Here is a 14,445-nt window from a genome sequence, read left to right on the forward strand (position 1 = left end):
GGGACATCCACGCATGGCGTGGATCTACCCGGAAACGAAGAAGGCCGCCCTTGGGCGGCCTTCTTCATTTCCTGCGTCGGCGATCAGCGCTCGACGATCGCCACCACGCCCATGCCGCCGGCGGTGCAGATCGAGACCAGCGCGCGGCCACCGCCGCGCTCGGCCAGCTGCTTGGCCGCCGTGGCGATCACGCGGGCACCGGTGGCGGCGAACGGGTGGCCGGTGGCCAGCGACGAACCCAGCGGGTTGATCTTGGCCGGGTCGATCCTGCCCAGCGGCGCATCCAGGCCGAGGCGGTTGCGGCAATAGTCTTCGCTTTCCCACGCGCGCAGCGTGCACAGCACCTGGGCGGCGAACGCTTCGTGGATTTCGTAGATGTCGAAATCCTGCAGGGTCAGGCCGTTGCGCTTGAGCATCTCCGGCACGGCGATCGTCGGCGCCATCAGCAGGCCTTCGCCGTGCACGAAATCAACCGCAGCCACCTGCGAATCACGCAGATACGCCAGTGGTTCGTGGCCGTGCGCGCGTGCCCAGTCTTCGCTGGCCAGCAGCACCGCCGAGGCACCATCGGTGAGCGAGGTCGAGTTGGCCGCGGTCAGCGTGCCGCGGCCGGAAACCTTGTCGAACGCCGGCTTCAGCGTGGCCAGCTTTTCCAGCGAGGTATCGGCACGCAGGATGTTGTCGCGCTCCACGCCGCGGAACGGGGCGATCAGGTCGTTGAAGAACCCGCGCTCGTAAGCAGCGGCGAGCTTCTTGTGCGAGGACACCGCCCACTCGTCCTGCGAATCGCGGGAGATGTTCCACTCCTTGGCCATGTCCTCGCAGTGATCCCCCATGCTCTTGCCGGTGCGCGGCTCGGCCACGCCCGGGAATTCCGGCTTGAGTTCGCTCAGCTTGAAACCCCGAGTCAGCGCCTTGAGCTTGTCGCCGGTGCTCTTGGCGCGGTTGGCGGCCAGCAGGCGTGCGCGCAGCTTCTTGCCGTAGACGATCGGCACGTCGGACGTGGTATCCGAGCCGCCGCCGATGCCCGAGTCGATCTGGCCCAGCGCGATCTTGTTGGCCACCGCGATGATGGTGTCCAGCGAGGTGCCGCAGGCACGCTGCATGGTGATGCCCGGGGTCAGCGGGGACAGGCCCGAGGACAGCGTCGCTTCGCGGCCCAGGTTCCAGTCGCTGGAGTGCTTGATCACCGCGCCCATCGCCACTTCGCCCAGCTGCTGGCCGTGCAGGCCGAAGCGCTCCACCAGCGCCCCGAGCGTGCGTACCGACATACCGAGGTTGCCGACGTCCGAATAAGCCGTGTTCTGGCGACAGAACGGGATGCGGACGCCGCCGAGGATGGCGACGGGACGGGCGTTGGGCATGGAGATACCTGGCATGGGAGGGGTGTCTGCAACATGGCCTGCACGAAGGAGCAGGCATAATGGGGCCAAGTGTAGCTGCCGCCCTGTGATGGGCCAACCGTGAAACCATGAGCAAACCCGACCACGGCATGAATGCCATTGGCGTACTGGCATTGGAACTGGCCGGCGGCGACGCCCCGCGCCATGCCGCGCTGTCCTCTGAACAGGCTGGTGAACTGGCCGAACGTGTCGGCCGCGATCTGGCCAAGCTGGTGCCCGGCGTCAGCGGGCTGGACTTCGTGTTCGCCGGCGCCCATTTCGATCCGGCCGAAGTGCTGCGTCCGGGCTGGCCGGTACACCGGCGCCTGGAAGAGCTGCAGATGCGTGCCCCGGGCCGCAGCCAGGGTCCGCGCGTGCTGGCGTTCGGTGCCGGCGCCGACGGCGATGTGCCGCTGCCGTTCCAGGCCGATGCCACCCTCACCGGTGGCGGGCTGCGGGTGGTGCCGTTCCTGCTGACCGGCACCGAAGTCGCCCAGACCCAGGCCGTGGCCGAAGCACTGGAAGAAGTGCTGCTGGCCCAAGGCATGGCGCAGCCCGATACCGCCCTGCAGGCGCAGAACGCGTTCGGCGCACAGATCGAGCATGCGCGCTATTTCACGGTGAACGATCTCGCCGCGATGATGTCGATGCAGTACGACAACCAGGGCCTGGCGATCCTGTGGCCGCTGATCGAAACCGCGCTGATGGCACCGCACGTGGAAGAGTGGCTGGATGCCGCGCCGGAGCCGCTTCTTCGATACGCTGACGGCGAAGTACGTATGGCGCTATTCGACCCTGCCGGCTGGTGTGCGTACTACAACCACGGCACCGGTGACTGCGATCGCCTGCAGGCCATCTACGACCAGTACCTGATCCGCCAGCGGCAGATGGCCGCCGTGCTGGAAGCCCACGGACTGCCGGTGCTGTTCGTGCATTGCGAAGCCGGGCAGGACGCGCGCGCGCTGCTGGCGCGTTAATAGGGACGGAGGTAGTTAAGCCGGCGGCTTAACTACCTCCGTCCCCGTTATTTAAAAAAAAACGCCGGCGAATGCCGGCGTTTTTTCGTCAACCACGGCCCGGATTACGGGGCCGCTTTGATGACCGCGCAGGCCAGGCGCGCGCCGGCGTTGCCGGTCGGCTGGGTCTTGTAGTCGTCCGCGTCGGCGTGGACGATCAGCCCGCGGCCGATGATGTCGAAGTCATCGCCCTTGCCGATGTTGACGTTGGTCGAGACCGGAGCGTCGACCACGGCATTGCCCTGGGCGTCGGCCTTGATGTTGGGCATGTCACCGCCGTGGTGCGGTGCGGTGGCAACGCTGCCGTGGTCTTCCTTGCCCGGGTTGAAGTGGCCGCCGGCGCTGGCGCCGTCCGGCGCGCTGCAGTCGCCCTTCTCATGGATGTGGAAGCCATGCTCGCTGTTGGGCTTCAGGCCGCTGACCTGGCCCTTCACGTGGACCTTGCCGTCGACGATGCTGAAGGTCACGTTGCCCTTGACGTCGTTGCCCTGGGTGGCGGCGAGATCGGCGCTGGCGGTGTGGTTGGCATGGGCTTCGCTGGTCATTGCCGGCGGGGCTTCCGGGGTCGCTTCGGCCGTCGGCTGGGCCGCGGTGGCTTCAGCGGCCGGGGTGGCTTCCGGGGTCGTGTCGGCCGGCTTGTTGCAGGCGGTCAGGCCGAGCGCGGCGATGGCAGCGAACAACGAGGTATGGATCAGGCGCATGTGGATCTCCTTGCGGGTAGCGTTGGAAGAAGCGACGTCGGGGGACTGCGCGATCAGCGCACGACCCGGATGACGCCGCAGGCGATTCTGGCGCCGGCGTTGCCGGCGGGTTGGCTGCGGTAATCGTCGGCGTTGGCATGCACGATCAGTGCACGTCCGGCGATATCGGTGGCTGCGCCGCCGCCAAGAGTAACCGCTGGCAGGCGGATGTCGACGTTGACGCGACCCTGCGCGTCGGCACGCAGGTTGTCCATGTCACCGGCGTGATGCGCACCGGCACTGTTGCGGCCGTGCGGCTGGCCGGACGGATTGAAATGCGCACCGGCGCTGCTCGCATCGACCGCACTGCAGTCGCCGCGCTCATGCACATGGAACCCGGCCACCTGCAGTGGCTGCAGGCCGCCGATGACGCCGGTGATATGCACGCCGCGCGTGTCCGGGACCAGCGCAAGGCGCCCGCTGACCAGGCTGGCCGAGGCCGGCGACAGATTGGCTTCGGCCATCTGCGCGGTGCTGACCACCGGCACGACGGGTGCCACGGGGCGCGGCGGCGGCGTGCTGCCGCAGGCGGCGAGGCCGACCGCGATCACCGCAGCGAGGACGACAGGGGAACTGCGCATGGGAAGACTCCTTGGTTGCAAACTAACGGTGCGCTCGTCCACAGGCCATGAAAGTGGCCGGGACACGGCGCACACGCGGTGTGGACATGCGGTTCATCCGCCGCGGCGGCGCCCGGCGCCGAGCTTGCGGGTGAGGGTGTTGCGGCCCATGCCCAGCCGCGCGGCGGCCTCGGCACGGCGACCATGGGTGATCTGCAGCGCGGCCTCGAGCAGTGCGTGGTCCACGCGCTCACGCACCTGTGCGTGTAGGCCTTCGGCGCCTTCGGCCAGCCGCTGGCGCGCCCACGCCGACAGCAGCGTTTCCCACTGGCCCGGATCGCCGGCGCTGCGCGAGCGCGGCGCACCCGCGCCCCGATGCAGCGCGCTGTCGACGTCGGCCACACCGATGCTGTCGGCCGCTGCGAGCGCGGCCATGCGCCAGCACACATTCTCCAGCTCACGCACGTTGCCCGGCCAATCGTGTTCGCGCAGTGCCTGCAGCGCCGCCGCGGTCAGCCGCTTGGGGGACGTGTCCAGTTTGTGTGAGGCAGCCGCAAGGAAGGTCTCGGCGAGCTGGGCGATATCGTCGCGACGCTCGCGCAGTGGCGGCAGCCGCAGCCGAACGACATCCAGCCGATGCAGCAAGTCAGCGCGGAAGCGCCCCTGCGCGACCAGGCTTTCCAGGTCCTGGTGGGTCGCGGCGATCACGCGCACATCGACGCGGATCAGCTCGCGTCCGCCGACACGGAAGAACTCACCCTCGGCCAGCACGCGCAGCAGGCGCGTCTGCAGCGGTAACGGCATGTCGCCGATTTCATCGAGGAACAGCGTGCCGCCATTGGCCTGCTCGAAGCGGCCGATGTGGCGGCGCTGCGCCCCGGTGAATGCGCCGGCTTCGTGGCCGAACAGTTCGCTTTCCAGCAGTTCGGACGGAATGGCCGCGGTATTGAGTGCGACGAACGGCCCCTGCACGCGCGGCGATTCGTGGTGCAGTGCATGCGCGACCAGCTCCTTGCCGGTGCCGGTCTCGCCATTGATCAGCACCGACAGCGGCGCCTGCGCCAAGCGCCCGATCGCCCGGAACAGCGCACGCATCGCCGGCGTATCGCCGACCAGCTGCGGGCGCTGGTCCGGCGGCGTGGCGCTGGCGGTCTCGCTCGGCTCGGCCAGGGGCACATCCGGGGCCGGCAGCACGCGCTGCGCCAGGGCGACCGCATCGTCCAGATCGAAGGGCTTGGACAGGAACTCCTGCGCACCGCCGCGGAAGGCACCGGCCGTGCTGGCCACGTCGGTGTAGGCCGACATCACGATCACCGGCAGCTGTGGATGCGCCGTCTTGAGCTTGTCCAGCAGCACCAGCCCATCATCGCCGGGCATGCGCACATCGGTGAACAGCAGGTCCGGTGGCGGCTGATCGGCGAGCATCGCCAGCGCCGCGGCAGCGCCGTCGAAGCCTTCGACACGGTAGCCGGCCTCGCGCAGCGCGGTGCACAGCACGAAGCGCACCGCGCGGTCATCGTCGACCACCCAGACGCGCTGGGCGGTGGTATCGACCTGGTCAGCCATGGGCGGCGGTGTCCTCGGCGGGGGTGCCCTGCCCGATCGGCAGGAGCACGGTGAATACAGTGTGGCCCGGGCGCGAGCGGTAGGTCAGGGTGCCGCGGTGCTCGCGCGCCACCTGCTGGGCCAGTGCCAAGCCCAGCCCGGTGCCCTCGGCGCGACCACTGACCAGCGGCAGGAACAGATGCTCGGCCAGGTCTTCGGGCACGCCACGGCCGTCATCGGCGATTTCCAGCCGCAGCGCCAGCGGGTGCAGCTGATCGGTGATGCGTACGCCGTGCTCCACCCGCGTGCGCAGGGTGACCGTGCCGGCACCGGCCTGGATCGCATTGCGGACCAGGTTCCACACCGCCTGGGTGAGGCGGTCGGCGTCGCCATCGAACTCGGGAATGCTGGGGTCGTAATCGCGCTGCATCCGGACGGCCCAGCCACCCTCGCTCTCGGCCAGGCGCAGCACGCGCTCCAGCGAGGCATGGATGTTGAGTGGTGCATGCGGCGCGGCCGGTGCCGGTGACAGCAGCTGCTCGAGCAGGCCGTTGAGACGTTCGATCTCCGAGCCGATCAGCTCGATCAGTTCACGCTCATCCGGATCACGCTGCGCGTTGCGGCGTGCCAGCAGCTGGGCTGCGCCCTTCAACCCGGCCAGCGGATTGCGCAGCTCGTGCGCCAGGCCCTTGAGCGCGGCACTGAGCGCGCTGGGCAGCGCCTGGGTGGGATCCAGCCCCGGGAATTCGTCGACCGGATGCGCCTCCAGCAGCCAGCCACCCTCGTCCCAGCGGCTCAGCCACCCTTCGGCAAAGCGTGGCGCATCGCCCGGCAGCGCCAGGGCCAGCCGGTGCAGTCGCAGGGTGTCGCGCTCGTCACGGGCCAGGAAGTGGGCCAACGCGTCGCCCTGTGCCTCCAGCGAGGCCAGCGGCTGGCCCAGCAGGCGCCGCACGCTCACCCCCAGCCAGCGCGCGAAGGCGGGATTGCAGCCCACCAGGCGGCCGCTGGCATCGGCCCAGGCGACCGGGGTGCCGAGGGCGTCGAGGGCGGGGGGCGGTAGCGCGGTGGTCATTGCACCAATGTAGTGCAAAACGGCAGGCCTGTTGATCCCGGTTTCCTGCCTCGCTCACGCATGCTGCAGGATGTTGACCAGCCGGCCCAACGGATCGCGAAGGTAGAACCGACGCACGCCCCACGGTTCGCTGGCTGGGCCATAGGCGATGGGGAGGTTGGCCGCGTGCACCCGACGAAGCACTTCGTCCAGATCGTCGACCTCGATGGAGAGATCAGGCACGACGGTACCGGAGCCGCCTTCGGACGCCACACTCACCTGGACAGTCATATCCGCGGATCCCGCATAGGTGCGGATCCAGCCGTGATCCATGACCAGCTCCAGGCCGAGGATGTCCCGATAGAAACTGTCCGCGGCGGCCGGATCGGACGCGGCGATGTTGGCGATGATGCGTTTGACTTTCATGAGTCCTCCCGGGCGCTGCAACAACCGCACGTATACCCGCCTCCACCAGATCCGCGCGTCGTCAGTTCGCCGTGACCGGCGCCTTCGGCAACGCCACGCCCTTCGGCCACAACATCCAGATCGTGCCCTTCTGCTTCATGTGCCCGGCCAGCTCGCCGGCAGCATCGCCAGTGCCCCAGAACAGGTCCGCGCGGACCTCGCCGGTGATGGCACCGCCGGTATCCTGCGCGGCGACCGGGCGCACCAGCGCAGTGCCGTCCGGGCGCGTGGTGGACAGCCACAGCAGGCTGCCCAGCGGCACCACGTTGCGGTCGACGGCGACGCTGTAGCCGGCGGTCAGCGGCACGTTCAACGAGCCGCGCGGGCCGTCGTCACTGTCGGGGCCGCGGGTGAAGAACACATAGCTCGGGTTGCTGGCCAGCAGCTCGGGCACGCGTGCGGGATGGGCATCGGCCCAGGCGCGGATGGCGGCCATGCTCACGTCGGCCTGCTTCAGCTCGCCCTGCTCCACCAGCCAGCGGCCGATCGGGCGATAGGGATGACCGTTCTGGTCGGCGTAGGCGACCCGAAGCTGGCGGCCGTCGGCCAGCTGCACGCGTCCCGAGCCCTGGATCTGCAGGAACTGCAGGTCCATCGGGCTGGTGAGCCAGGCCAGCACCGGTGCTTTGACGCCGTTCGCGGCGATCTGCGCGGCATCGTCATACGGCTTGAGCACGCGCCCCTCGACGCGGCCGCGCAGGCGCTTGCCCTTGAGTTCGGGGTAGAGGCTGTCGAGCTGGACGCTGACCATGTCGCCCGGCACGCCGTACACCGGCACCGATGCCTTGGCGGTACGGGTGACGCTGCCGGCATAGATCGGCTCGTAGTAGCCGGTGATCAATCCGTCCGACCGGCTGCCACCGGCGCGCAGGGCATAGACGTCGAGATTCGCCTGCAGGAACTGGCGGATGGCGGCCGGCGTGGTGGCGACATTGGCCGCTGCGGCGCAGGTGGATGCCCAGTTGGCCTCCGTCTTCAGGCGCGGGCAGGCACTGCGCCAGGCCGCGAAGCCAGCCTGCAGATCGGCGTCTGCGACGGCAGGCAATGCGTTCCAATTTGCCTTCGCGTAAGTGCTGGTTTGCACAGCCGCTTGTGATGCGGGGCGCTGCGGCGCGACCGCGCAGGCACTCAACAGCGCCAACCCCACGCCCAACAGCGCGGTGTGCTTGAGAGCGGGGCGGAGGGGCGTGAACTTCATGGGCGGCGTTCCTGTTGCAGCAGCAGCGAGTGCAGGATGCGGGCGTCTTCGGCATCGAGATCTGCGGGGAGATCGTCACGGCCGCGGAAGCGGCGATGGAAGGCACCGACCGCGGCAGCCCGGTCGTCCATCGGATAGCCGAACGCCTGCAGCGCCAGCCAGGCATCGAAGCCGGGCGGGGCCGGGCCATCGGCTGCGCGCGGCCATACGCCGAAGCCGGCTTCGGCCAGGGTCTGCCACGGGAAGAAACGACTGGGATCCTGCTTGCGCGACGGCGCCAGGTCGGCATGCGCGATGATCTGGCTGGGTGGGATGCGCAGGCGCGTGCACAGGTCCTCCAGCAGGCGGATCAGGGCGGCGATCTGCGCCGGCGCGAACGGCGTATCGCCGTCGTTGTCGATCTCGATGCCGATCGAGGCCGAGTTGAGATCGGTGATCGTGCCCCAGCGCCCGGGACCGGCATGCCACGCGCGGCGGTCATCGCCGACCAGCTGGTAGAGGTGGCCATCGGCCCCGACCAGATAGTGGGAGCTGACCTTGCCGCCGCTGTTGGCGCTGCGCAGCGTGTCCAGGCTCTCCTGCACGGAGTGCTGATCGGTGTGGTGCAGCACGATCACCACTGGCGCGCGCGCGTTGTGGTTCGGCGACGGCACCCAGGTGGCGAGCGGACTGCGGACCCCGGTACTGGCGCAGGCAGCGAACAGCAGGCAGGCGAGCAGCGGAAGCAGGAAGCGGATCTGGCGCATGACCGCATTGTGCGTGATCTGGCGCGCGGTTGCCGGACGCGGCGTGAATCGGCAGTGTGCGCGGACGTCGTTGAAAGCAGCCCGATAAAAAAGCCGGCGACCCGAAGGCCGCCGGCGAAGGTGAAGCATCTCTCTCTCGTTTCTAATGCGGTATCGCGCGGCTCAGGCCTCGTAGGCCGACTCGCCGTGCGAGGTGACATCCAGGCCGGTGCGCTCTGCTTCTTCGGTGACGCGCAGGCCGAACACCATGCGCACCACCAGCAGGATCAGCACGGTGGCCACGGCGCACCAGACGATGGTGAAGCCGACGCTGACCAGCTGCACCCAGACCTGGTGGCCGATGTCCAGGTCGGCCTTGGTGCCGCCCAGCGATTGCGCGCTGAACACACCGGTGAGCAGCGCACCGACGATGCCGCCGATGCCGTGCACACCGAAGACGTCGGCGGTGTCATCGACCTTGAGCAGGCGCTTGAGGCCGGTGACGCCCCAGACGCAGACCACGCCGGCGACCAGGCCGATCACGATCGCGCCCAGCGGGCCCACGGTGCCGCAGGCCGGGGTGATGCCGACCAGGCCGGCCACGGCGCCGGAAGCAGCGCCCAGCGCGGACGGCTTGCCCTTGCTGACCGCTTCGACCAGGGTCCAGCCCAGCACCGCGGCGGCCGTGGCGAGGATGGTGTTGATGAAGGCCAGCGAGGCGACGGTGTCGGCGGCGGCGGCCGAGCCGGCGTTGAAGCCGAACCAGCCCACCCACAGCAGCATCGCGCCGATATAGGTGAACGGCACGTTGTGCGGCTTCAGTGCGGTCTGGCCGTAGCCGATGCGCTTGCCGACGAAGTACGCGCCCACCAGGCCGGCCACGCCGGCATTGATGTGGACCACGGTGCCACCGGCGAAATCGATCGCGCCGAGCTCGGCCAGGTAACCGCCGCCCCACACGATGTGCGCCATCGGGATGTAGCTCAGGGTGAACCACAGGGCCGAGAACAGCAGCACCGCCTTGAACTTGATGCGCTCGGCAAAGGCACCGACGATCAGTGCGGTGGTGATGCCGGCGAAGGTGGACTGGAAGGCGACGAACAGATAGTCCGGCAGGCCGGCGATCGGCGTGTTGCCGACGGTATCCGGCCCGAAGCCCTTGAGGAAGGCGAACTGGGTGAACGAGCCGAAGAACGCGTTGCCTTCACTGAACACCGCGCTGTAGCCGTAGGCCACCCACAGCATCAGCACCAGCGAGAACACCACCAGAATCTGGCTGAGGATGGAGAGCACGTTCTTGGAGCGCACCAGACCGCCATAGAACAGCGCCAGGCCCGGCACCACCATCAACAGCACCAGCAGGGTGGAGGTGAGCATCCAGGCCACGTCGCCGTGGTCGAAGGTGGGTGCAGCGGCGGCTTCGGCGACCGGGGCAGCCGTGGCCTCCGGCGTGGCCGGCAGCGGCTCGACCGCGACCGTTTCCGACGGCACGGGGGTGACCTGGGCCTGGGCATGCGCACTGCTGGAGAAGGCACCAACGGCCAGCGCGCTGAGCAGCATCATCAGGCACACGGCATGGAACCGGGCTTGCCACCCGGTGAACAAAGAGGTCTTCATTGTGGGCTCCGAGTGGGGTTAGAGCGCGTCAGCGCCGATTTCGCCGGTGCGGATGCGGACGACCTGTTCGACCGCGGTGACAAAGATCTTGCCGTCGCCGATCTTGCCGGTGCCGGCCGCGGTCTGGATGGCCTCGACCACGGCCTCCAGGCGATCGTCGGTCACGACGGTCTCGATCTTGATCTTCGGCAGGAAATCCACGACGTACTCCGCGCCGCGATACAACTCGGTGTGGCCCTTCTGGCGCCCGAAGCCTTTGACTTCGGTCACGGTGATGCCCGACACGCCAGCGTCGGAGAGGGCCTCGCGGACCTCGTCGAGCTTGAACGGCCGGATGATGGCGGAGATCAGTTTCATGCGCATATCCCGATGGTGGATGGAACCGGCCCGCGTGGGGCCGATGTCAGGTCAACCGGCGGCCACTTGCACATGGCCGCCGGTCGTTGCGCCGAACGTTGCATGGGCCACGCCGTTGCCGACGCCCGGAGGGCGACGCCAGCGGTGACGCGGGAGGGAGGAAGGGCCCATGACACGCGTCCGGTCTCTCTTGCCCCTGGTGGTGCGTACTGCCTGCGTCACGGCTCCCCAGCCGCAGCGCATCTACCACTGTCCCGTTGAACCGCGGTGCGGGGCGCGTTGCAGGCCGCCCCGGCCCCGGTTGCAAAAGGTGGCGACGATGACGAAGGGTGGGAGGGAAATCCTTCGTCATCGTCACCCATTGCTCAGTTCGCGTAGTACATCTGGTACTCGAGCGGGTGGGTCGCCGCGCGGAACTTGGTGACTTCCTGCATCTTCAGCGCGATGTAGCCGTCGATGAAGTCGTCGCTCATCACGCCACCGGCCTTGAGGAACTCGCGGTCCTTGTCGAGCGCTTCCAGGGCCTGGTCCAGCGAGGAGCAGACCTGCGGGATCAGCTTCTCTTCTTCCGGCGGCAGGTCGTACAGATCCTTGTCGCTCGGCGCGCCCGGGTCGATCTGGTTCTTGATGCCGTCCAGGCCGGCCATCATCAGCACGGTGAAGGTCAGGTAGCCGGACTGGATCGGATCGGGGAAGCGCATTTCGATGCGGCGCGCCTTCGGGTTGGACACCCACGGAATGCGGCACGAGGCGGAGCGGTTGCGGGCCGAGTAGGCCAGCATCACCGGGGCTTCGAAGCCCGGGACCAGGCGCTTGTAGCTGTTGGTGCCGGAGTTGGCGAAGGCGTTGATGGCCTTGGCGTGCTTGAAGATGCCGCCGATGTACCACAGCGCCAGCTGGCTCAGGCCGCCGTAGCCGTCACCGGAGAACAGGTTGGTGCCACCCTTGGAGAGCGACTGGTGCACGTGCATGCCGCTGCCGTTGTCGCCGACCAGCGGCTTAGGCATGAAGGTGGCGGTCTTGCCGTTGCGGTGGGCGACGTTCTTGATCACGTGCTTCATGCGCAGCAGTTCATCGGCCTTCTGCACCAGGGTGCTGAACTTGGTGCCGATCTCGCACTGGCCGGCGGTGGCCACTTCGTGGTGCTGCACTTCCACTTCGATGCCGACCTGTTCCAGCGTCTTGCACATTTCCGCGCGCAGGTCGTGCAGCGAGTCGGTCGGCGGGACCGGGAAGTAGCCGCCCTTCACCGCGGGACGGTAGCCGCTGTTGGCGCCGTCGTACTTGTCACCGGTGCTCCAGGCCGCTTCTTCGGAATCGATCTTGAAGAAGGTGTGGCCCATGTCGTTGGCGAAGCGGACCGAATCGAAGATGAAGAACTCCGGCTCCGGGCCGAAGAAGGCCTGCTCGGCGATGCCGGAGGACTTCAGGTAGGCCTCGGCGCGCTTGGCGATGCCGCGCGGGCAGCGGCCATACGGCTGCATGGTGGCCGGATCGAGGATGTCGCAGCTGATGACCAGGGTCGGATCGGCGTAGAACGGGTCGATGTAGGCACTGGACGGGTCCGGCAGCAGGACCATGTCCGATTCGTTGATGCCCTTCCAGCCGGCGATCGAGCTGCCATCGAACATCTTGCCTTCTTCGAACAGCGACGGCTCCACGATGCTGACCGGGAAGGTGACGTGCTGCTCGATACCACGCATATCGACGAAACGCAGGTCGACGAACTCGATCTGGTTGTCCTTGATCAGCTTCTCAACATTTTCCACGGACATCGGTGAAACCTCAGATGGGTGATTGCCTGAGTGGATAGAGCAATCCCCGTGCCAACTTTTCAGACTTCACAAACCCTTGATTTCACTGGGCTCATCGACGACCCGGTGGGCGCCCGCCCGCACCAAAGTAGTGCACGCCCTGCACCATGCACACATTTGGTGCGGGACGCGGATGTTTTATGCTGCCTCCCGATTTCACCCATTCCGAGCCCCAGCACTCCCGATGTCCGACCTGCTCTCCGCCCTCCTTCTGGGCATTCTTGAAGGCCTCACCGAATTCCTGCCGATCTCCAGCACCGGCCACCTGCTGATCGCCCAGCACTGGTTGGGCGCACGCTCGGACTTCTTCAACATCATCATCCAGGCCGGCGCGATCCTGGCGATCACGCTGGTGTTCCGGCAGCGGCTGTGGGCCCTGGCGACCGGCCTGCACGAGCGCGCCAACCGCGATTACGTGCTCAAGCTCGGCACCGCGTTCCTGGTGACGGCCGTGGTCGGCCTGCCGGTCCGCCTGGCCGGCTGGGAACTGCCCGAGACGGTCACCCCGGTGGCCTGGGCACTGATCATCGGCGGCCTCTGGATGATCCTGGTGGAGGCCTACACCGCGCGCCTGCCCGAACGCGATGAAGTGACCTGGAAGGTCGCGGTCCTGGTGGGTGTGGCACAGGTGGTGGCGGGCGTGTTTCCCGGCACCTCGCGTTCGGCGGCGGCGATCTTCATCGCGATGCTGTTCGGCCTGAGCCGACGCGCGAAGGCCACCGAGTTCGTGTTCCTGGTGGGTATCCCGACCATGTTCGCCGCCAGCGGCTATGCCTTCCTGGAACTGGCCAAGGACGGCAAGCTCGCCAGCGAGAACTGGACCGATGTCGGCGTGGCCTTCCTTGCCGCGGTCGTCACCGGCTTCGTCGTAGTGAAGTGGTTGCTGGGCTACATCAAGTCGCACCGGTTCACTGCGTTCGCGATTTACCGCATCGCACTGGGCGCGGCATTGCTGCTCTGGTTGCCGGCTGGCAACTGAACAGCCCGGCGCCGGCGTAACCCCGTTGTGGTGGCACCGGCGTTTTTCCCCAGGTTCCCAAGGAGATGTACATGAAACGCACCCTGATGCTGATCCTGCCGCTGGCCCTGATGGCCGCCTGCAGCAACCCCTCGACCGCGCCGGCCGGCCGCGATGACCTCGCCCCGGCGCCGACCGCCGCCGCCGACCAGGCCGCCGTGGCCCGTCTGGACGTGCAGCGCCTGCAGGGCAGCCATTGGCGCCTGGATTCGGCCACCGATGCCAGCGGCAAGCGCATCGATGCCCTGTTCGCGCGCGCCGACAAGCCGGTCACGCTGGATTTCCAAGGTGACCGCATCGCGATCAGCAACACCTGCAACCGCATGGGCGGCGGCTACACGCTGGCCGATGGTTCGCTGACGATCTCGCCGATGGCGTCGACCATGATGGCCTGCACCGACAAGAACCTGATGGCGCTGGACCAGGCCGTCGGCAGCCGTCTGGAAGGCGCGCTGAAGACCGAACTGGGCGATGCCGGCCAGCTGACCCTGCGTACCGCCAAGGGCGATGTGCTGGTGTTCACCCCTGAGCCGACCGCGGAAACCCGCTACGGCGGCGAAGGCGAGACCGTGTTCCTGGAAGTGGCCGCGCAGACGAAACCGTGCCCGCACCCGATGATCCGCGACAAGCAGTGCCTGCAGACCCGCGAAATCCGCTACGACGCCAACGGCATCAAGGAGGGCGAGCCGGGCGAGTGGGAGAACTTCTACGATGTCATCGAGGGGTATACCCACGAAGACGGCGTGCGCAACGTGGTGCGCGTGAAGCGCTACAAGATCGCCAACCCGCCGGCCGATGCCTCGTCCAACGCGTATGTGCTGGACATGGTGGTCGAGTCCGCGAACGAGAAGAAATAAGAAAGCAGAAGGGCGGCCACCGGCCGCCCTTCTCCATTCTGTAGTGCCGGCCGCTGGCCGGCTCCCGATAGCGCAGTACCGGCCAACGGTCGGTACCTAC

General features: G+C 67.8%; 14 protein-coding genes. 3 read left to right on the top strand and 11 right to left on the bottom strand.

The window, feature by feature from the left end; all coding sequences use genetic code 11:
* Positions 1-83: 83 nt before the first annotated feature.
* On the bottom strand, positions 84-1,379 hold the full coding sequence (locus HH110_RS14090) for an acetyl-CoA C-acetyltransferase (protein ID WP_176990240.1): 1,296 nt from the start codon (positions 1,377-1,379) through the stop codon (positions 84-86).
* Between the two features lie 92 nt (positions 1,380-1,471).
* On the opposite strand from HH110_RS14090, the gene HH110_RS14095 reads away from it, so the two are divergent.
* Positions 1,472-2,359, top strand: a complete 888-nt coding sequence (locus HH110_RS14095) for a hypothetical protein (RefSeq protein WP_176990241.1) — start codon at positions 1,472-1,474, stop codon at positions 2,357-2,359.
* Between the two features lie 104 nt (positions 2,360-2,463).
* Here the strand turns inward: HH110_RS14095 and HH110_RS14100 are convergent, their stop codons facing one another.
* The 10 genes from HH110_RS14100 to glnA form a co-directional block, all read right to left on the bottom strand.
* Complete coding sequence (locus tag HH110_RS14100) at positions 2,464-3,099, bottom strand: superoxide dismutase family protein (protein WP_176990242.1); 636 nt, start codon at positions 3,097-3,099, stop codon at positions 2,464-2,466.
* Positions 3,100-3,152: 53 nt separating this feature from the next.
* Positions 3,153-3,719 carry a superoxide dismutase family protein gene (locus HH110_RS14105; protein ID WP_176990243.1) on the bottom strand — a complete coding sequence of 189 codons (567 nt, stop codon included), beginning with the start codon at positions 3,717-3,719 and terminating at the stop codon, positions 3,153-3,155.
* Between the two features lie 93 nt (positions 3,720-3,812).
* A complete protein-coding gene (ntrC, locus tag HH110_RS14110) occupies positions 3,813-5,264 on the bottom strand; it encodes a nitrogen regulation protein NR(I) (RefSeq protein WP_176990244.1) in 1,452 nt (483 codons plus the stop codon).
* A complete protein-coding gene (locus tag HH110_RS14115; protein WP_176990245.1) occupies positions 5,257-6,315 on the bottom strand; it encodes a nitrogen regulation protein NR(II) in 1,059 nt (352 codons plus the stop codon). The genes ntrC and HH110_RS14115 overlap by 8 nt, the downstream gene beginning before the upstream one ends.
* Before the next feature lie 54 nt (positions 6,316-6,369).
* Entirely contained in the window at positions 6,370-6,720 is a 351-nt protein-coding gene (locus tag HH110_RS14120; RefSeq protein ID WP_176990246.1) for a VOC family protein, read from the bottom strand.
* Positions 6,721-6,781: 61 nt separating this feature from the next.
* The gene (locus HH110_RS14125) at positions 6,782-7,957 is read right to left on the bottom strand and encodes a murein transglycosylase A (RefSeq protein WP_176990247.1); all 1,176 of its coding nucleotides are present in this window, start codon (positions 7,955-7,957) and stop codon (positions 6,782-6,784) included.
* The gene (locus HH110_RS14130; protein WP_176990248.1) at positions 7,954-8,703 is read right to left on the bottom strand and encodes an N-acetylmuramoyl-L-alanine amidase; all 750 of its coding nucleotides are present in this window, start codon (positions 8,701-8,703) and stop codon (positions 7,954-7,956) included. The genes HH110_RS14125 and HH110_RS14130 overlap by 4 nt, the downstream gene beginning before the upstream one ends.
* Positions 8,704-8,865: 162 nt before the next feature.
* On the bottom strand, positions 8,866-10,299 hold the full coding sequence (locus HH110_RS14135; protein ID WP_176990249.1) for an ammonium transporter: 1,434 nt from the start codon (positions 10,297-10,299) through the stop codon (positions 8,866-8,868).
* Positions 10,300-10,317: 18 nt separating this feature from the next.
* Positions 10,318-10,656: a P-II family nitrogen regulator gene (locus tag HH110_RS14140; protein WP_019184907.1), complete on the bottom strand. Its 339-nt coding sequence runs from the start codon at positions 10,654-10,656 to the stop codon at positions 10,318-10,320.
* Between the two features lie 365 nt (positions 10,657-11,021).
* Positions 11,022-12,431: a type I glutamate--ammonia ligase gene (gene glnA / locus HH110_RS14145; RefSeq protein WP_019184908.1), complete on the bottom strand. Its 1,410-nt coding sequence runs from the start codon at positions 12,429-12,431 to the stop codon at positions 11,022-11,024.
* A gap of 223 nt (positions 12,432-12,654) precedes the next feature.
* On the opposite strand from glnA, the gene HH110_RS14150 reads away from it, so the two are divergent.
* Together HH110_RS14150 and HH110_RS14155 are read left to right on the top strand one after the other, a co-directional pair.
* Positions 12,655-13,449, top strand: a complete 795-nt coding sequence (locus HH110_RS14150; protein ID WP_176990250.1) for an undecaprenyl-diphosphate phosphatase — start codon at positions 12,655-12,657, stop codon at positions 13,447-13,449.
* Between the two features lie 71 nt (positions 13,450-13,520).
* The gene (locus HH110_RS14155) at positions 13,521-14,345 is read left to right on the top strand and encodes an META and DUF4377 domain-containing protein (RefSeq protein WP_176990251.1); all 825 of its coding nucleotides are present in this window, start codon (positions 13,521-13,523) and stop codon (positions 14,343-14,345) included.
* Positions 14,346-14,445 lie beyond the last annotated feature (100 nt).

It is taken from the genome of Stenotrophomonas sp. SAM-B (assembly GCF_013387485.1).
Lineage (GTDB): Bacteria > Pseudomonadota > Gammaproteobacteria > Xanthomonadales > Xanthomonadaceae > Stenotrophomonas > Stenotrophomonas maltophilia_AA.